This window comes from Pragia fontium (assembly GCF_900638655.1).
Lineage (GTDB): Bacteria > Pseudomonadota > Gammaproteobacteria > Enterobacterales > Enterobacteriaceae > Pragia > Pragia fontium.
The window spans coordinates 1,777,003-1,797,191 of sequence record NZ_LR134531.1 but is presented as its reverse complement, the minus strand read 5'-3'; the positions used below and the strand labels follow the sequence as shown (position 1 = coordinate 1,797,191).

At 46.1% G+C, this 20,189-nt stretch carries 14 protein-coding genes; 5 read left to right on the top strand and 9 right to left on the bottom strand.

All coding sequences use genetic code 11. The features are described from left to right. Nucleotides 1–316 precede the first annotated feature (316 nt). The 3 genes from EL341_RS07820 to EL341_RS07810 are packed head-to-tail and all read right to left on the bottom strand — an operon-like array spanning nucleotide 317 to nucleotide 3,408. A complete protein-coding gene (locus EL341_RS07820; RefSeq protein WP_047780872.1) occupies nucleotides 317–640 on the bottom strand; it encodes a YdbL family protein in 324 nt (107 codons plus the stop codon). 9 nt (nucleotides 641–649) lie between these two features. Then, on the bottom strand, nucleotides 650–811 hold the full coding sequence (locus EL341_RS07815) for a YnbE family lipoprotein (RefSeq protein WP_047782597.1): 162 nt from the start codon (nucleotides 809–811) through the stop codon (nucleotides 650–652). A gap of 23 nt (nucleotides 812–834) precedes the next feature. Further along, nucleotides 835–3,408, bottom strand: coding sequence for a YdbH family protein (locus EL341_RS07810; RefSeq protein ID WP_126468252.1), 2,574 nt, complete (start codon nucleotides 3,406–3,408; stop codon nucleotides 835–837). 208 nt (nucleotides 3,409–3,616) lie between these two features. Between EL341_RS07810 and EL341_RS07805 the strand changes: the two genes are divergently transcribed. Together EL341_RS07805 and hslJ are read left to right on the top strand one after the other, a co-directional pair. After that, nucleotides 3,617–4,603, top strand: coding sequence for a 2-hydroxyacid dehydrogenase (locus tag EL341_RS07805; protein ID WP_074823101.1), 987 nt, complete (start codon nucleotides 3,617–3,619; stop codon nucleotides 4,601–4,603). A gap of 182 nt (nucleotides 4,604–4,785) precedes the next feature. Further along, a complete protein-coding gene (hslJ, locus tag EL341_RS07800; RefSeq protein WP_126467520.1) occupies nucleotides 4,786–5,217 on the top strand; it encodes a heat shock protein HslJ in 432 nt (143 codons plus the stop codon). A 183-nt stretch (nucleotides 5,218–5,400) separates the two neighbouring features. On the opposite strand, the gene EL341_RS07795 is transcribed toward hslJ, so the two are convergent. Continuing rightward, nucleotides 5,401–5,649 carry a DUF333 domain-containing protein gene (locus EL341_RS07795; protein ID WP_047780869.1) on the bottom strand — a complete coding sequence of 83 codons (249 nt, stop codon included), beginning with the start codon at nucleotides 5,647–5,649 and terminating at the stop codon, nucleotides 5,401–5,403. Nucleotides 5,650–6,073: 424 nt separating this feature from the next. Here EL341_RS07795 and nifJ point away from each other — a divergent pair, with 424 nt between their 5' ends. Further along, nucleotides 6,074–9,613, top strand: coding sequence for a pyruvate:ferredoxin (flavodoxin) oxidoreductase (nifJ, locus tag EL341_RS07790; protein ID WP_126467518.1), 3,540 nt, complete (start codon nucleotides 6,074–6,076; stop codon nucleotides 9,611–9,613). Nucleotides 9,614–9,802: 189 nt separating this feature from the next. Here nifJ and EL341_RS07785 read toward each other — a convergent pair whose 3' ends face one another. Continuing rightward, nucleotides 9,803–10,078, bottom strand: a complete 276-nt coding sequence (locus EL341_RS07785; RefSeq protein WP_047780867.1) for an IS1-like element transposase — start codon at nucleotides 10,076–10,078, stop codon at nucleotides 9,803–9,805. A gap of 539 nt (nucleotides 10,079–10,617) precedes the next feature. On the opposite strand from EL341_RS07785, the gene ttcA reads away from it, so the two are divergent. Continuing rightward, nucleotides 10,618–11,541: a tRNA 2-thiocytidine(32) synthetase TtcA gene (ttcA, locus tag EL341_RS07780; protein WP_047780866.1), complete on the top strand. Its 924-nt coding sequence runs from the start codon at nucleotides 10,618–10,620 to the stop codon at nucleotides 11,539–11,541. A gap of 49 nt (nucleotides 11,542–11,590) precedes the next feature. Here the strand turns inward: ttcA and zntB are convergent, their stop codons facing one another. Genes zntB through ydiJ form a run of 3 tightly spaced genes read right to left on the bottom strand, consistent with a single transcriptional unit; the run spans nucleotide 11,591 to nucleotide 16,144 of the window. Next, nucleotides 11,591–12,574 carry a zinc transporter ZntB gene (gene zntB, locus EL341_RS07775; RefSeq protein ID WP_047780865.1) on the bottom strand — a complete coding sequence of 328 codons (984 nt, stop codon included), beginning with the start codon at nucleotides 12,572–12,574 and terminating at the stop codon, nucleotides 11,591–11,593. A 59-nt stretch (nucleotides 12,575–12,633) separates the two neighbouring features. Then, nucleotides 12,634–13,056, bottom strand: coding sequence for a hotdog fold thioesterase (locus tag EL341_RS07770; protein WP_126467516.1), 423 nt, complete (start codon nucleotides 13,054–13,056; stop codon nucleotides 12,634–12,636). A gap of 34 nt (nucleotides 13,057–13,090) precedes the next feature. Beyond that, nucleotides 13,091–16,144, bottom strand: a complete 3,054-nt coding sequence (gene ydiJ / locus EL341_RS07765; RefSeq protein ID WP_126467514.1) for a D-2-hydroxyglutarate dehydrogenase YdiJ — start codon at nucleotides 16,142–16,144, stop codon at nucleotides 13,091–13,093. Nucleotides 16,145–16,468: 324 nt separating this feature from the next. On the opposite strand from ydiJ, the gene ydiK reads away from it, so the two are divergent. After that, nucleotides 16,469–17,569, top strand: a complete 1,101-nt coding sequence (gene ydiK / locus EL341_RS07760) for an AI-2E family transporter YdiK (RefSeq protein ID WP_126467512.1) — start codon at nucleotides 16,469–16,471, stop codon at nucleotides 17,567–17,569. A 79-nt stretch (nucleotides 17,570–17,648) separates the two neighbouring features. Here the strand turns inward: ydiK and ppsA are convergent, their stop codons facing one another. Continuing rightward, nucleotides 17,649–20,039, bottom strand: a complete 2,391-nt coding sequence (gene ppsA / locus EL341_RS07755) for a phosphoenolpyruvate synthase (protein ID WP_126467510.1) — start codon at nucleotides 20,037–20,039, stop codon at nucleotides 17,649–17,651. Nucleotides 20,040–20,189 lie beyond the last annotated feature (150 nt).

The following is a 20,189-nucleotide window of genomic DNA, read 5'->3' as shown; positions in this document are numbered from 1 at the left end:
GATCGTCATCCCCGCAAAAGCGGGGATCTCGCCCTGAAGCCTAGCGTTGCTATACCGGCCTCTAGATTCCGGCTTTCGCCGGAATGACTGTATCTAGAGCGTCATCCCCGCAAAAGCGGGGATCTCGCCCTGAAGCCTGGCGTTGCTATATAGGCCTCTAGATTCCGGCTTTCGCCGGAATGACGGGGATGGTGAGAATTACAGAGATGGTGGGAATGATGCAGATGGTTAAAAATGCAGAGAATCACAGAAAATAATTAGAATAACCGCGATCATAGAAATGGTGGTTATCGCAGATAATAATCCTCAACCTATCCTACTTTCTCAACCACTGACCATTAATGCCTTTGACATATTCACCGGATTCAGCACGGTTAATCAGCTTCTGACCAGTCATACTCGCCACATCACCGACGCTAACGCTATTTTGCGCCGCAACTGATTTATATTGTTCCAGACGTGCCTGATTAATTCGTTTAACCAGATCCTGAGCCTCGGTGGTTGGCTGTACTGCTGCGATATAGCCATTGAGGGTTTCACCCACCAATCCTTGTTGTTTAGCCTCTTTCAACGTTAGCGCCCCTGCTACTGAACTGAACAACAGTGCCGCGACGATTAATCCAACATTCATTCTTTTCATTGTGCGTCCTTAAAAGATATCTGACTGGGATTTCATCATTTTTTCGACATCTTTATCCACTTTTATATGAATTTCATGTTCAATTTTGACGTTCATATTAATCACGATTGGCTCTTTCGAGGGTGCGACTTCGATACGCGGAACGCAACCACCCAGAGAGAAAACAGCCATCACCAACAACCATCTAAATTTATTCACTGATTATTCTCCACCGGTAATGAAAAGAGTTGCTGCAAATTATCCTGCAAATTGTCACCAAACCGTAAGCTACGCCATAACTGGAAGATATCCTCTTCATGATGATAGTTCAGCTCCACCAGCCGTTCTGCGTTCTTGGTTGGGTTAAAACCTTTTATCTGAGCATCCATGGTTAATAAACCCAAGTTACTCAAGTTAACATCTGCTCGTGAACGACTAATCTCCATATAGCGCAGCCAGTCCATAATATCGCCTGTCGCCATATTGTCATCACTTATTGCTTGTACCATATCTTTATCCAGACGCAGCGTAAGAGAGTTACTGTTTTCTATCCAACCGTTACGTATCAACCATTCAGGATGATTAAGGAACAAAGGTAACTCTCCATCTACTCGACCTGACATGGTAAATTGTTTAGGTTTCAGAATGGTAAATAGTTCACTGAGATCGATAGCTTTCAGGGTTAACATTGCCGGATTTTTTTGCGGTATACGAAGCTCCTGCATGCCAACATGGCCTTTCAGCATATCCACACCGACGTTAGTCAAACGTAAAGGATAGCGATCGCTGTGCGGGTAATATCCCTGCAAATCCGCCGTAATATTGCTCATATCAAACAGGTTATTCAGCTTTTTCACTCTCAGCTTAACCGGGCTTTTAGGCCCCAATTGCCAGATATGATCCTTCAGACGATACGACATAACAAAGTCTAAGCCGCTGAGTTCACCATCTTTTAGCCACATGCCGCCATCTTTGACTACCCAGTGACCTCCAGCCTCAACGCCCTGTTCCTCAGAGATAGAGAAAGCCGCCTGCGCATAAAGTTTACCGCCACGAATTTTGAAACCGAGATCCGGCGGCAATAGCGTCTGGAATACCTGCAGAGACTGTTCTGGCCACCATGCTTCACCACGAATGCGTTCACCGTCCCAGCGTCCGCTCAGGTTAATCGGTCCAATTTTATCGGTGCTGAGATCGCCCTTCCACTGAAAATTAGCCGGATCGCGGCCTAAAAAGTTAATGTTCAGCGTTGATGGGGGTAAATAAGCCCCGTTATCAAAAGACACTTTGTCCGCATGTAACTGCCAACCTGCCTCATACATCCCTTGTGAACGCTGCCAATTTAGCGGCGATGACAAAGTTAACCTTGGTTTATCCACCGTCACTTGCCCATAGACCAAATGATTAAATCCGGTTGACAGACTTTGTAGATTAATCAGGCTTTCATTCCATTCACCACGCCCTGACATATCCCATTTTGCTTTCAGCGGAGGCATATCGCCGTTGCCCCAGAAATTCCATTCCCAATGCCCCTGATCCAGCCAGAATTCTTGCGCCCGCCCATCCAGATGCAGTTTGTATTTTCCCCAATAACGATGACTGGCGCTAATAATGGTTTGTAGCCGTCCGCTAACGCCTTTATCTGTTATTTTAATTCCTGCCAGCGGTAATCGGGCTTCCTGTAAATAAATATCCGGCGTAACTGGCCCAACAGCTCGTAACAATGAACCGGAAAGCATACGTAGTGTCGGATTAACGATGGGTCCGGTTAATATCCCTGGCGTTGAGATATACAGAGACATCTGTTGTTCATTTACTTTACCGGTAAGCTGAAAATTTAAATCGCTGTTGGTCAAACTCACTTTACCGGGAGCAAAGGTCAGCACGGCGTTACCCTTACCGGCACTGCCCTGCGTCACCATATTTAAACGGGCTTCGATATTCGCTTCACTGTAGTCGCTGTTCCAGTCTGATAACGTCATATCGACGCCGCCGGAAAAAGGCTGGGAACCATAAGGCCACTGCCATTTTCCCTGCTGCACCGTTAAGCGTTTACCGGATAAGACCCAGGGTAAATCCAGCAGTTTTTCTTTCTCTCCCTGCGGAGTCACAAACAGATGCCCATCGCGTTGTTGCCACCCCAGTTCAAGCATCAGCGGTTTATCGATGTATGAGGTAACAAACTCACCATAGATATTTCCCTGCTCTGGTATCGCATCCAGGCTAACCGGAACCTGAATTTCACCGTTAAGCTGAATAACATCATCGCTGTCTGGAATATGCAAAGAAAATGACTCAAGGGTAAGCTGCTGTTGATTGTTTAAGCTCGCTACACCGGAGAGTAAATTGCCGTTAAACGTTATTTTCTGCCCCTGAGCACTATTCGTCAGCTCTACTTTACCGCTATAGGCTTCCCATGGCGTCACACTGAGGCGATTGAGAGTGATATTAAATAAAGGTAATTGTTGCTGAATATCGCCAATAGAAAACGGTGAGGTCGTTTGTTCCTCAGTTTGCTGTGTCCTAAGTTTTTCCAGACAGTGGGTATCAATATCCAAAGACTCAGCCAGTAAGTTCCACTGGCGATTCTGATAGGTTAGCGTCATCGGCCCGGCATCGGCTAAAAAACAGTCTTCGGCTAAAAACTGAATACCTTGAAGAGAAATGCCGCGCTTAATCAACTCCGGTCGCTGGGTTAAGACTAATTGTGTTCCTTCCGGCAGCCATAAACCCACCAGCTTCGGTAACCACGTTGCAATCGTTGACCACAATACCATCAGTAACAACATGATGATGGCAACAACAAGCAAAGCGGTTTTGACACACTTACCTTTAACCACGACTTACTTACCCCAGCGTGCGAATGAAGTTCGAAATATAGCATATTAATGATAGTGGCTAAACTGAATCTCTATCGGCTTATGCACTATATCGTGAAATTGTTCCCACTCCTGATATCTGATAAATTAATATCATAAACTCTGGTGGAGAGACGTAATGAAATTAGCGATTTACAGCACAAAACAGTATGACCGTAAGTACATTGATATTGCCAATAAACGATTTGGTCTCAACCTTGAGTTTTTTGATTTTAAACTCAGCCCACAAACGGCCAAAACCGCCGAGGGTTGTGAAGCTGTCTGTATTTTTGTTAATGATGATGGTAGCCGCCCGGTTCTTGAGGAACTAGCAAAGTTGGGTGTCAAAATCTTAGCGTTACGCTGCGCCGGTTTTAATAATGTCGATTTAGATGCCGCCCATGAGCTGGGCCTACAGGTCGTTCGGGTACCTGCTTATTCACCGGAAGCGGTTGCTGAACATGCTATTGGCCTGATGATGAGCCTGAATCGCCGTATTCATCGTGCCTACCAAAGAACCCGCGATGCCAATTTCTCTCTCGAAGGCCTGATTGGTTTTAATATGCATAACCGTACTGCCGGCATTATCGGTACCGGTAAAATTGGCGTTGCTACCATGCGTATTTTAAAAGGTTTTGGCATGCGTCTGTTGGCTTTTGACCCCTATCCGTCCGCTCAAGCGCTTGAGCTAGGTGCCGAGTATGTCGATCTGCCGACTCTCTACGCTGAATCTGACGTTATCTCTCTACATTGCCCACTAACGCCGGAAAATCATCATTTACTTAATGCCGAAGCTTTCAACCAAATGAAAAATGGCGTGATGATTATCAACACCAGCCGCGGCGGGTTAATTGATTCCCCGGCGGCGATTGATGCCTTAAAGCAACAAAAAATAGGCTCTCTGGGTATGGACGTTTATGAAAATGAAAGAGATCTTTTCTTTGAAGATAAGTCTAATGACGTCATTCAGGATGATGTTTTCCGCCGTCTCTCCTCCTGTCACAACGTGTTGTTTACTGGCCATCAAGCATTTTTAACGGAAGAAGCTCTGCTGAGTATTTCAGAAACTACCCTGCAAAACGTTCTACAATTAGAACGTGGCGAACCGTGCCCTAATCTGCTTTAAGGTATTGAACGTTTTTTAACCGGTAGTGTAATCATTGTATTAACTACCGGTAAATCATTGTAAATAAGAATTTATTAGCTACTTTTATATGGTACAACGCCGATTATTGAGCAAGAGATAACGCTTGCTGTCGTGATAAATATTCTGCATTCGTTTTAAATAAACATGCTCTGGAGTAGATAATGAGATTTGCCTTACCTTTTATTATTTCCGCTGCCCTGATTGCTGGCTGTACCAGCACCGATAATCATGCAGTGAAAGAAAGCGATCTGTTACACCACAACTTTATTCTAACCAGCGTTGACGGCTCAACGATTGCTGACAGCGGTAAACAACGACGCCCATTGAATATTGAGTTCGGTGAAAATATGCATATTAGCGGTGCCATGTGTAATAACTTCATGGGTAAAGGCACGCTGGAAAACGGTGTACTTACGGCTAAACAGTTAGCATCAACCCGTATGGCCTGCTTTGATGAGCAAATTAGTAAACTAGATCAGGTGATTGCGGATATGTTAGCCAAAGGCGCTAACGTTAATCTGGATAACCGTACACTGACCTTGACCACACCGGAACATGTTCTGACCTATACACTGCGCGATAGGGTTAATTAATCCCCCTTTCTCCCAATAAAAAAGCGGAAACGGCTTGGTGGCCTGCTCCGCTTTTTTATGCCAAACCGACATTTACGTTGGTTCAGACATACGATGCCAAAATGGAATCATTAATCATCATTTACTATCCGGTGGAATATCACCACTGACGTTATGGTATCCCCCCCGAATTTAATCCATTAACTAAAACCGTTTACCATTGGAAAGCTGACATTTACTGACTGCGCTGCCATCCAGATTATGCAAGGTGGTCGGCATTCCGCCCATATTATTACAGTTTGCCAGTGCTACATCATCCATCGGTATCGCTGATGCCGTCTCTTCCATCATCATTGCCTGATTAGGTAATAATCGCAATTGGTCCGGTTCACTACTGCATCCCGCTAACAAAAATGTGCCAAATAAAACGGCTAAACAAATCTTTCCCTTCATAATTAACCTCTGATGATTATTCTTGTTCGCTGTCGATATAAAAACCGCCCGTGTTCAATACTCTAAACCGGCTCTTCACTATATTTAACACACAGCAATGCCAACCGCATCTCGTTGGCGATAAGCTATATTTAGCCTATTAATATTGATTAGTCCAGCAGCAAACGGTTTCTCTGCCAATGACGCCTCTTACAGATCCCTTTTCCAATGTGTTGGTTACTATTAAGATAGTCATAATAAATATCATCACTATTTTCTGTCACAGACTGTAACAACACACAAAACGCCCGCTGGCCGTATTTCGCTATCTGGTATGATCATCTGCAATCTGGCAGCTTTAAACAGAACTCGAATAATCTGTCCGCTGTGTCTATTGCGCTTTTATTTTGGTCAGCAAGCAAATGTCAACAAAGGTACTAAATCTATGATAACTACCGATGGTAACAGTGCGGTTGCCTCCGTTGCATATCGCTCTAATGAAGTTATCGCTATCTACCCCATTACCCCCAGTTCTACCATGGCTGAACAAGCCAATGACTGGTCTGAATATGGGAATAAGAATATTTGGGGTGATGTTCCCCGGGTAATGGAAATGCAGTCGGAAGCCGGGGCTATCGCCACGGTGCACGGCGCACTGCAAACCGGTGCCTTGGCGACTTCATTTACCTCTTCTCAGGGATTATTACTGATGATCCCAACGCTATATAAAGTCGCAGGGGAATTAACGCCATTTGTTCTGCACGTTGCAGCCAGAACGGTCGCTACCCATGCTTTATCCATTTTTGGCGATCATTCAGATGTGATGGCCGTTCGCCAAACTGGCTGTGCGATGTTGTGCGCCAGCTCGGTGCAAGAAGCGCAAGATTTCGCGTTAATTTCACAGATTGCAACGCTGAACAGCCGAATTCCGTTTATTCATTTTTTCGATGGTTTCCGAACCTCTCACGAAATCAATAAAATTGCCCCTATCAGCGATGATACTATCCGCCAACTCCTGCCTGATGAGGCGATTCAGGCTCACCGCAGCCGCGCTTTAACGCCGGATCATCCAGTGATTCGTGGTACATCTGCTAATCCGGATACTTATTTCCAGTGCCGCGAAGCAACCAACCCTTGGTATGACCAGACCTATCGTCATGTTGTTGAAGCTATGGACGCCTTTGCTGAGCAAACCGGGCGTCGCTATCAGCCTTTTGAGTATTACGGTCATCCACAAGCTGAGCGTGTCATTATTCTGATGGGCTCGGCCTGTGGAACGACGGAAGAAACCATCGATACGTTACTCAGTCGTGGCGAAAAAGTCGGTATGATCAAGGTTCGGCTTTACCGTCCATTCTCCGCCGAACATTTGTTAGCACAATTGCCAACCAGCGCCACTAAAATCGCCGTACTCGATCGCACCAAAGAACCCGGTGCGCTCGCTGAGCCCCTTTACCTTGATGTGATGACCGCCTTAGCGGAAGCCTGTTCCCACGGTAAACGACAAACCTTACCGATGGTTATTGGCGGTCGATATGGCCTTTCTTCCAAAGAGTTTGGTCCAGACTGCGTATTGGCCATTTTCAAAGAGCTCACTCAAGACAAACCTCGGCCTCGTTTTACCGTGGGTATTTTTGATGATATCAGCGGTCTATCCCTGACATTGAGCGATGAAACCATTCCTCAAAAAGCCTCGCTGGAAGCCTTATTCTTTGGCCTCGGTAGCGATGGCACAGTTTCTGCCACTAAAAACAATATAAAAATTATCGGTAATGGCACGCCTCTTCATGCTCAAGGGTATTTTGTTTATGACTCCAAGAAAGCCGGTGGATTAACCGTCTCTCATTTGCGCGTCAGCCAATACCCTATCAGTTCAGCCTACTTGATTACTCAAGCTGATTTTATTGGCTGCCATCAAAATCAGTTTATCGATAAGTATCAGATGATCGAAAAACTGAAAACCGGTGGCACCTTCCTGCTAAATACCCCATATGGGAAAGAAGAGATCTGGCAACGTTTACCGCAGGATATTCAGGCGTTATTGCATCAGCATAAAGCGCGTTTCTTTATTATTAATGCGGCGAAAATTGCCCGAGAATGTCATCTGGGCGCGCGTATTAATACCGTCATGCAAATGGCATTCTTCCACCTGACGCAGATTATCCCTGGCGATACCGCGTTACAACAATTGAAGGATGCCATCGCTAAAAGCTACAGCAGTAAAGGTCAGGATATCGTTCACAATAACTGGCAAGCGTTGGAGGCAACTATCGATGCATTGGAAGAGATTATTTTGTCTCCGATTAATCCATCCAGTCCAATGCGTCCTCCGGTGGTTTCTGATAGCGCACCGGATTTCGTTAAAACCGTGACAGCGACGATGCTGGCGGGCCTCGGCGACAGTTTACCGGTATCGGCATTTCCTCCTGATGGCACTTGGCCGGTAGGCACCACTCGCTGGGAAAAACGTAATATCGCCGAAGACATTCCTATTTGGCAAGCGCCTCTCTGTACCCAGTGTAATCATTGTGTCGCCGCCTGCCCTCATTCTGCCATCAGAGCAAAAGTCGTTGCTCCTGAAGACTTAATGGATGCGCCTGACGACCTCCAGTCTCTGGATGTAAAATCTAAAGATATGCGTGGACAAAAATACGTACTTCAGGTTGCGCCGGAAGACTGTACCGGCTGTAATTTATGTGTGGAGATTTGCCCGGCTAAAGATCGCCAAAATCCTGAGATTAAAGCGATCAATATGCGTTCACGTTTGGACAATCTTGAGGTTGAAAAACGACATTATCAATTCTTCCTGCAACTGCCTGAGATTGATAAGAGTAAGCTAGAACGCATTGATATTCGAACCTCTCAGCTGATTACTCCGCTGTTTGAGTATTCCGGTGCCTGTTCAGGCTGTGGCGAGACGCCTTATATAAAGCTACTCACGCAGCTATATGGTGACCGCCTGCTCATTGCTAATGCGACCGGCTGTTCCTCCATCTATGGTGGCAATCTGCCAAGCACACCTTATACCACCAATTCAGAAGGCCGAGGCCCTGCCTGGGCTAACTCTTTGTTTGAGGATAACGCCGAATTTGGCTTAGGTTTCCGCCTAACGGTCGATCAGCACCGAGCTCGGGTACTACGCTTACTGGACGAGCTAACGCCTAAACTACCAGCCGAGCTGGTTCAGTCATTGAAAGACTGCGATATCTCAGTAGAAAGCTGTCGTGAGTTAATATCTCAATTACGCACTTTATTAACCGATATCGACTCTTCAACAGCCAGAGAATTAGCTGAAAGTGCCGACTATCTGGTTGAGAAATCAATATGGTTAATTGGTGGTGATGGCTGGGCTTATGATATTGGCTTTGGTGGTCTGGATCATGTCATGAGCCTCACTGAGAACGTTAATGTCTTAGTGCTGGATACTCAATGCTATTCGAATACCGGCGGCCAGCAGTCTAAAGCAACGCCGATGGGCGCAGTCACCAAATTTGCTGAACGGGGTAAGCGTAAGGGCCGTAAAGATTTGGGCGTCAGCATTATGATGTATGGCCATGTTTATGTTGCTCAAATTTCGTTAGGTGCACAGTTGAACCAAACCGTAAAAGCCATTCAGGAAGCGGAAGCCTATCCGGGACCATCACTGATCATTGCTTATAGCCCATGTGAAGAGCATGGTTACGATTTAGCCTTCAGCCATGACCAAATGCGACAGTTAACAACGTCTGGATTCTGGCCGCTGTACCGCTTCGATCCTCGTCGTTTATCCGAGAATAAACCGGGCTTAACGCTGGACTCTCGCCCACCAGCAGAAGGATTAGCCACTACGCTCTTAAAAGAGCAGCGTTTCCGCCGCTTGGATGTCCAAGAGCCTGAAGTTGCAGCCTCCCTTTACGCTCAAGCTGAACAAGATATTCTTGAACGCTATAATTTACTGAGTTTATTAGCCGGTAAGCCTGTTGAGAAAAGAAATAATGAGGAGTGATAATTTTTAATATTGAAGAGAGACATCTTAATAATCATTAGGAATTTCACACAAAGCACCAGAATCTATCTGGTGCTTTATTTTATAATATTAAGGAGAATTAAGACTTTCTCTATTTAAAGGTAAAATTAATTTAATTTAGGCGGTGTATTATATTTATATTCTTTATTATAAATATAAACTATTAAATTAATTAATACCTTCAGCCGTCTTTAAATATCTCATTACGGTATTAAGACCCACTTTTAACGTTCTACTCGTATGTCGAATACCGGCTCCCTGAGAGGCCATCTCGATAATTTTCTCTTTCATCCCTGGCTGATGGGCTCGATATAAATAAGATAGCTGGAATGTACGCTTACAATCATTACAGTAATAACGAGGGTATCCACCACGTCCCTTGCCATGTTTTCTTACCGGTTTTGTTTCATTACAGTGACGACATGCAACTTCAATAGTGACCATCTTCCATCTCCTTTTGGACAAACATAAGAAAAAGTAATCAAGGTCTGAATACTTCGGAATATTATTGAGACGCTATATAAGTAACTCTTTATTTTAGAAGTATATGGGCCATACCTCTAAAATAAGATAATAGTTTCAACATTATTCAATAAACCATGAAATTACTTAAACAACAAAATCCAACTGCTCATGTCATTTACCCGATTCTAATATATATTTATTCCCAGTATCACTGGTATAATTGACAGTTCTGCATAAAACACATCAATAATAACGGAGGGCAATTTATCAGTTTTCATTTAACCTCATGTTATTACGCATTAATAACACCGGTTAAACAATATTATTATCCTGTTTTACCCCCTTCTTTATTTAGTTCTGCTCAGGTACCTAGACCAAATGGCCGTTCTGTCAGCGATCCGATGCGTATTATTCTACTGACAACATCAACAATAATCCGTACCATACTCCTCCTGAATTTTTTCAGCGGGCAAGCAAGCCCGCCAATGTAAAATCAACCGGTAAACAGAGTCACAGCAATGAGCACAACTGCATCGCCAAGCCAGAAAGAACAATACAACCTCAATAAGCTTCATAAGCGATTACGTCGCAATGTTGGTGAAGCGATTGCTGATTTTTCAATGATCGAAGATGGCGATCGCATCATGGTGTGCCTGTCTGGTGGAAAAGACAGTTACACCATGCTGGATATCCTACAAAATCTACAGCGAAGTGCGCCGATCAGTTTTGAGCTGATCGCAGTGAACCTAGATCAAAAACAACCTGGGTTTCCTGAACATGTTTTGCCTGAATATCTGAAATCTCTGGGTATTGAATATAAAATTGTTGAAGAGAATACTTACGGTATCGTAAAGGAAAAGATTCCTGAAGGTAAAACCACCTGTTCACTGTGTTCGCGTCTGCGCCGTGGCATTCTCTACCGCACCGCCAGTGAACTTGGGGCGACCAAAATCGCGTTGGGTCATCACCGCGACGATATCCTACAAACCTTATTCCTGAATATGTTCTATGGTGGCAAGCTGAAAGGTATGCCACCTAAATTGATGAGCGATGACGGCAAGCACATTGTGATTCGCCCATTAGCCTACTGTCGGGAAAAAGACATCGAACGCTATGCCGAGGCAAAAGCCTTCCCTATCATTCCATGTAACCTGTGTGGTTCTCAGCCAAACTTACAGCGTCAAGTAATTAAGGATATGCTCAGAGATTGGGATCGCCGTTATCCCGGCAGAATAGAAACCATGTTTAGCGCCATGCAAAATGTGGTTCCATCCCACCTGTGCGACCGCGAATTATTTGATTTTGCTGCCATACAACAAGGTATGCCGGTAGTTCACGGCGGTGATTTAGCCTTCGATAGAGAAGAATTACCAATGCAGCCGGTCGGGTTTACCCCTGAGGATAATGACGAGCTGGGTATTGACGTCGTTGAAGTGAAATAATCGTGAAGCTGGCCGAATTCGCTGAAAATTCGGCCAGCGATAATCATACCTAGAGCCACTTTCGGCGTTTAAACCACCACAGAATTCCCGCTACTACCGACACCAGACAAATACAAAAAATAGTAAATGCGCCGTGTTTATCACCACCCGGAATACCACCAAGGTTGACGCCAAACAATCCGGTCAAGAAGGTTGCCGGCAGGAAAAGCATCGCCATTAACGACATGGTGTAAGTTCGGCGGTTCATCGCATCCGCCAGCAATGCGTTAATTTCATCCACAATTACCGCAGTACGGGCAATAGTCGCATCTAAATCATCTAAGCCACGCCCTAAACGCTCAGCAATATCCTGCATTCGATGCCGATCGTCATTACTCATCCACGGTAAACGCTCACTAGCTAAGCGAGAGAAAACATCCCGCTGTGGCATTAAGTGACGGCGTAACACAATTAATTGTTTACGGATTAAAGCAATGACGCCTCTGCCAGGTACCGCTCTATCCAGTAAACCATCTTCCAGTTCAATAACCTGACCGTGAATATCATCGATAAAATCACTGACCTGATCGGTTAATGAGTCCAAAATATCCACCAGCCAGTCGCCGCTATGGGTCGGCCCCGCATTCTTTCCTAACTCAGCCACCACATCATCAATTGCCTGCACGGGACGATGTCGGGTCGACACAATCAGATTATCAGTAATAAAGACACGCAGAGTAACCAGAGGATCGGGAATGGATTCACTGTTAAGATTAATACTGCGTAAAATAATCAATGTGCCATCTCCCTGGCGGGACACCCGCGGACGACAGCTTTCACCAGACAATGCCTCTTTAAAGCTATCGGGCAGCAATTCTGTATTATTCAACCACGCCATACTTTCTGGCTGTTCATAATCCAGATGCAGCCAACAAGGTTGTGCTGCCGTCCCTTCCGTCTTATCAGTTATCGGTAAAATCCCGCCTTTTCCGTCTAACTGATAAGCATGTATTGTCTGAGTAACCGCTAATTGCTTACCGGTAACTTTATCCACATTTATCACCTTTTATTCTTAACTACCTGATAATCTTTCATTATTAATAAAATATAGACCTAAGCGCGCTTTTTATCCAGAACCGCAGTGGTCAAACGGGAGATGCAGCAGAGCTTGTCTGCTTCATCATAAATTTTAATTTCCCAAACCTGATGGCTGCGACCGACATGGATGGCGGTACACACGCCGCGCACCGAACCCTGTTTAGCGGCGCGAACATGATTGGCATTAATATCAATCCCCACCACTTGCGCATCCCCTTCACAGCATAACCAACCGGCGACGGAACCCAAGGTTTCGGCCAGAACGACCGAAGCACCGCCATGCAGCAAACCAAAGGCTTGAATGGTTCGATGATCCACGGGCATCGTCGCTTCCAACGTATTTTCGGTACATTTGGTATACACAATACCAAGATGCTCCATCATGGTACCTTGAGATATTTGGTTCAGTTCGCTTAGTGATTTTTGACGTTTCCACATAGCCTAATTCATCCTATTTTATATCGATAAAATGTTATACCAGTTCAAGCAGCGCCTGAAGAGGATGCTTCAGTACTACGTTATCAAATCGCTTCACCTGACTGCGGCACGAATATCCGGTAGCCAAACAGCGGCTGGCATTTTTACTGTTCAACGCTTTTTGCCAGGATAAAGCGTAAATACCGGCAGAGTTTTGCTGGTTATCCGCTTCATGCCCATAAGTTCCGGCCATACCACAACAACCGAGACTCACATTATCCAGCTGAGCGCCAAAATGGCTAAATACGGTTTGCCACTGCTTACCGCTGGCAGGCAATGCGGTACTCTCGGTACAATGGCTAAATAGATACCATGTTTCCTGAGCGACGCTCTTTGACGGAAAACGCGTAAGCTGAGTCAGCATCCACTCATGGACCAGTTGAACCTGAAAATCCCCTCTTTCCGCGCCCAGTATTTGATTGTACTCATCGCGGTAGCACAGTACCAAAGCGGGATCGACCCCAACCATAGGAATGTCCAGTTTGGCCACTCGATTAAGCATATCAGCGGTGCGTTTAGCGGTTTTGGCAAACTGATGCAAAAATCCTTTGATATGCTGAGCCTTACCGTTAGGGCTAAACGGCAGCAGGACTGGCTTCATCCCTAATTTTTCAACCAAGTGAATAAAGTCGGCCACCACTTTGGCATCGTAATAGCTGGTAAAAGGATCCTGCACCACTAAAACATAGTCTTGTTTAGCCTGTGCATTCAAACCTTCCAGCTGTTCCAACGTCATTTGGCAGGCGGTATGCCCCTGTAGCTGCTGCTTCAACGTTGGTGTAGACAGCAACGGTAGATTAACCATACCGATGCTTTTCTCCCCCAGCGTTTGTACCCACGGCTGACGGATAAAGAAGTTAAACACGCCGGGGGCTTTTGCCATCAATGGTGCATAATTTTCCACCGAGGCCACCATATAGTCTCTGACGGGACGAAAATAGCGAGTATGGTAAAGCTGTAAAAAACGTGAGCGGAAAGTCGGTACATCAATTTTAATTGGGCACTGCGTCGAGCAGGCTTTACAGGCCAGACAGCCCGCCATTGACTGCTTCACCTCATGGGAGAAATCATATTCCCCCTGACGTTTACGCCAGCCATTTTTCGTTTTATCCAACAGGCTGCGCCAACTCAAGCGTTTTTCCGTTAGCTGTTTTTCAATCTCTAATGGGTCAATGCCTTGTTCGGTCAATAAGCGCAGCCATTCACGCACCAGCGTCGCTCGCCCCTTCGGTGAATGAACTCGATTAGCGCTGACCTTCATTGATGGGCACATTGGGCTGTTAGCGTCAAAGTTAAAACACAGACCGTTACCATTACACTCCATCGCCCCTTTAAATGAGGTACGAACCGCTAATGGAATCAGACGATCGTAAGTGCCGCGTTTTACTGCATCAACTTTAAATACCGCATCGTCACGCCCCATTGGCGGACAAATTTTACCCGGATTCAAACGATTATTCGGGTCAAAGGCCCCTTTGATTCGACGTAATTCGTCATACAGCTCCGCGCCAAAAAACGCCGGACTGTATTCAGCACGAAAGCCTTTACCGTGTTCTCCCCACAGTAACCCACCATATTTAGCCGTAAGTTCGACAATCTGGTCAGAAAGCTGCTTCATCAGCATCTCTTGCTGCGGATCGCACATATCTAAGGCCGGTCTGACGTGCAGCACACCCGCATCAACGTGACCGAACATGCCGTAAGCTAAATTGTGGCTATCCAACAGCGCACGGAATTCGACAATATAATCCGCCAGATGCTCAGGAGGCACACAGGTATCTTCTGCAAACGGTATCGGTTTGGCTAATCCTTTGGCATTACCCAATAACCCTACGGCCTTTTTACGCATGCCATAAATACGTTCAATATCTGCCAGATCGTTGCATAGCTGATAGCCAATAATCCCGGCTTCATCATTCGCCATCAGCTGATCTAGTCTGGCGCAAAGCGATTCAACCTGCTGAGTGATTAATGCCAGATCATCGCCGGCAAATTCAACAATGTTCAATCCCTGCATATCTTTACCGGGGATATCGGTAATCAGATTTTTAACCGATTCCCAGACAATATCTTCCCGCGCCAGATTAAACACTTTGGAGTCAACGGTTTCCACCGACAGCGCCTGCGCTTCAACCATCAACGGGGCATTTCTCAATGCAGAATCAAAACTATCATATTTGATATTCACTAAACGGCGCACCGCCGGTAATGGCGTAATATTTAAGCGAGCTTCAGTAATCAGCGCCAATGACCCTTCTGAGCCGGTTAAAATGCGCGTTAGATCGAAAGTCTGTAAGTCATCGCTAAAAACGTGCTTCAAATCGTAGCCGGTTAAAAAGCGGTTCAGTTTAGGAAACTTATCGAGAATTAATTGACGCTGCTGACGACAGCGCTCTAACACGGTTTGATAGATTTTTCCGGCCTGAGTTTGCTGAGCGGCAAGCTGTTCAGCCATCGCCACCGGCATAGGATATGTATCCAATAATTCGCCATTAAGCAGTACGTTTCTCAAACCCAAAACGTGATCGGACGTTTTACCGTAAACTAACGATCCCTGACCGGACGCATCGGTATTAATCATACCGCCTAACGTCGCCCGGTTGCTGGTTGATAACTCCGGCGAGAAAAAATAGCCATGAGGTTTGAGATACTGATTAAGCTGATCTTTCACTACCCCGGCTTCAACCCGCACCCATCCCTGTTCCAGATTCAGCTCCAGAATACGGTTCATATAGCGCGACATATCGACCACAATACCGTCATTCAGAGACTGGCCGTTGGTACCGGTTCCGCCACCTCTTGGCGCAAAGGTAATGGTGGAAAAGCGCGCTTCGTTAGCGGTACGAGTAATCAGCACCACATCGGCGGTAGAACGAGGAAACACAATAGCCTGCGGTAATAACTGATAAATACTGTTATCCGTCGCCATCGTCAGACGATCGGCATAGTGCGTTGCCACATCGCCACTAAACCCTGATTGTTTCAATGCGTCTAAATACGCTTGAACCAATGCATCAACGCCCGGTGCCTGCTTTAGCTGTGGAATCATAGTGATTAATCTCTTTTGCTATTTTTTTATTATATTTTAAACATTACTCACCAATCTTACGATCGGCTACTTATCTGCCAGTCCAACGGACTAAACTAGCATACAGAGTTATCGTTTGCGTAGCCCATTGATAAAATTAATCACAACCTACCGGCCATCGCACTCTTCAGAATAAAAAAACTCAGTATTTAGCTCTCGAATGGCGCTTTATTCCAGCAATTAAACGATATTTATCAGTTTATTAATTCTAATGGCGTAATAACCATTCATACCCGATAATATAACTCAGTTATTCGCCTTTTTATTTCATAATGAGCTCAGCCCATGACCGAACCCCATAAGCGTTACGATCTTGCCCGTCTAATATTCGGAATACTGTTTATTGTTATTCTGATTCTTGCCTGTTTCTGGGTTGTTCAGCCGTTTATTCTTGGCTTTACCTGGGCTGGCATGGTGGTTATTGCCACTTGGCCACTGTTGCTAAAAGTACAGACAATGACCTGGGGTAAGCGGATGCCTGCCGTTATCATTATGACACTCTTGTTGATACTGGTGTTTGTCTTACCGTTTGGCCTGGTGATCAACAGTATTGTTGATAACAGCGGTCAGTTGGTTGATTGGGTCTCCAAGCCGGACAATTGGCACATTCCTAAACTGGTTTGGCTGGAAGATATTCCAATGGTTGGTGAACGATTATATAAAGGCTGGCAATCCCTCACTGCTGACAGCGGCAAAGCACTGGTTGCCAGCGTACAGCCGTATGCCGGAGCAACCACCACCTGGTTTGTCTCTCAGGTCGCCCACGTTGGGCGCTTTATGCTGCACGGTACATTGATGGTAGTGTTTAGCGCCATTCTATATTACAAAGGCGAAGCGGTCGCCAAAGGCATTCGCCATTTTGCTTTACGGCTAGCGGCATCACGCGGTGAGTCAGCGGTGATCCTCGGTGCACAAGCCATTCGCGCCGTTGCTCTTGGGGTAGTTGTTACGGCCTTAGTGCAGGCGCTGCTGGGTGGCATTGGTCTGGCGGTAGCGGGAATTTCCTATGCCACGCTGTTAACCGTATTAATGTTTATCTGCTGTTTGGCACAAATTGGCCCTTCTCTGATTCTGTTCCCTTCGGTTATCTGGCTCTACTGGACTGGCGATAACACTTGGGCTACCGTCTTGCTGGTCTGGAGCTGTATCGTCGTCTCTTTGGACAATGTACTGCGCCCAGCATTAATTCGTATGGGTGCCGACTTGCCACTACTGCTGATTCTGTCCGGCGTTATTGGTGGATTACTGGCCTTCGGCATGATTGGTCTGTTTATCGGCCCGGTGGTACTGGCGGTTTCTTATCGTCTCATTTCAGCCTGGATGGACGAAGTTCCTGAACCTACAGAGCAACTGCCGGATTTACCATCAAGCATCAACAAAGAATAACGCTTCGTTATTTAGAACTCGCTCTTTCCATAAAAAAAGCCACGCAATATGCGTGGCTTTTTTACCATCAAAACTCACCCTATACCGTCGCGGCGCTTTGCTCCGCCAAGGCAACCCAGGTTTTAATCACCGTATCAGGATTTAGCGAAATACTATCGATTCCCTGCTCCATCAGCCATGCGGCAAAATCTTCATGATCTGAAGGCCCTTGACCGCAGATACCAACGTATTTACCCTGCTTTTTGGCCGCTTTAATGGCCATCGATAACAGCGCTTTCACCGCCTCGTTACGCTCATCAAACAGCGTTGATACCACACCTGAGTCGCGATCCAGCCCCAGCGTAAGCTGAGTCATATCGTTGGAACCAATGGAGAAACCATCGAAGTGAGCAAGAAATTGCTCGGCCAACAGTGCGTTAGATGGGATTTCACACATCATAATTACTTTGAGGCCATTCTGTCCGCGCTTCAACCCTTCATCAGCTAAACGGTCAACGACCGCTTTCGCTTGCTCAACGGTTCGCACAAACGGAATCATGATTTCAACGTTGGTTAGCCCCATCTTATTACGCACGCGTTTTACCGCTTCGCACTCCAGCGCAAAACAGTCTTTAAAGTCGTCGGAAATATAGCGACCGGCACCACGGAACCCCAACATTGGGTTTTCCTCATGCGGTTCATAGCGGCTACCGCCAACCAAGTTAGCGTATTCATTCGACTTAAAGTCGGAGAGTCTCACAATCACCCGCTTCGGCCAGAAAGCGGCGGCCAGAGTTGCGATACCTTCCGACAGACGACCAACGTAGAACTCCACCGGGTCATCATAACCGATCATCAGTTCGCGAATTTCCTGCTTCACCGACTCTTCCTGCTGGTCAAACTCCAGCAACGCTCTCGGATGCACACCGATCATACGATTAATAATAAATTCCAGACGAGCTAGCCCTACGCCTTCATTCGGTAAACGGGCAAAGTCAAACGCGCGATCCGGGTTACCCACGTTCATCATAATCTTCAACGGAATTTCCGGCAGTTTATCCAGTTGAGAGCTCTGCACTTTAAAGTCCAGAATATCCTGATAGATAAACCCAGTGTCGCCCTCGGCACAGGACACCGTCACGTATTGACCTTCATGCAACAATTCAGTGGCATTCCCACAGCCTACCACCGCCGGAATCCCTAACTCTCGGGCGATAATGGCCGCATGGCAGGTGCGGCCACCGCGGTTAGTGACAATCGCCGCCGCTCGTTTCATGATCGGTTCCCAGTCCGGGTCAGTCATATCGGTTACCAATACATCACCCGGTTGAATGCGATCCATCTGACTAAGATCGGTAATCACCTTCACCGGGCCTGCACCAATGCGATTTCCGATAGCACGCCCTTCTACCAAGACCTCACCACGTTTATTTAACTGATAACGCTCCATAACCTGTTCATTAGAACGCACGGTTTCTGGACGCGCCTGTACAATATACAGCTTGCCGCTATGACCATCTTTAGCCCATTCGATATCCATTGGCCGGCCATAGTGCTTTTCAATTAACAACGCCTGATGAGCCAACTGCTCAATTTCATCGTCTCTTAAGCTGTACTGTACCCGATCCTGCTCCGGTACATCTTCAATACAAACCTGTTTGCCATGTTCCTGACTGTCAGCATAAACCATGCGAATTTTTTTAGAACCGATCGTACGACGCACAATAGCCGGTTTATTATTTAATAATGTTGGCTTATGAACGTAAAACTCATCGGGGTTAACCGCCCCTTGAACCACCATCTCACCCAGCCCATAGGCTGAAGTAATAAATACCACCTGGTCAAAACCAGATTCAGTATCAATGGTAAACATCACCCCAGCCGAAGCCAGATCGGAACGCACCATACGTTGAACGCCCGCAGAAAGCGCAACGCCACGATGATCGTATCCCTGATGTACACGGTAAGAAATGGCCCGGTCGTTAAACAACGAAGCAAACACATGCTTAATCGCCACCATGACGGCATCAATACCCTGCACGTTTAAAAACGTCTCTTGCTGACCGGCAAATGAAGCATCAGGCATATCTTCGGCGGTGGCGGAAGAACGAACGGCAAAGGAAGCACCGGCATTCCCTTCAGACAGCGTCTGATAGGCTTGAGCAATCGCCTGCTCCAGTTCCGGCTGGAATGGAGTATCAATAATCCAGCTGCGAATTTGCGTCCCGGCCACAGCCAGCGCATTGACATCATCCACATCAATCTGATCGAGCAATTGATAGATGCGCTGATTTACCCCACTTTGCTCAAGAAAGTCATTAAACGCCTGAGCCGTCGTAGCAAAACCATTAGGAACCGACACGCCCAGATCGCTCAGATTAGTGATCATTTCCCCTAAAGAGGCATTTTTGCCTCCGACACGATCAACATCATGCATTCCCAGTTGGTTATACCAAACAACGTTACGTTGATTACTATTGATATCAGGCATTAGAGATGTTCCATTATTGAGTCAATAACACACAAAATAAGTATTGTATTGGACGGGTAAATATTCCAGATACACATGGCAGCTTACACAGCAATAAACAACTTATGAAATGGTTAATCGTTTCCGCATTTAAACTTAGTTTTCTTACAC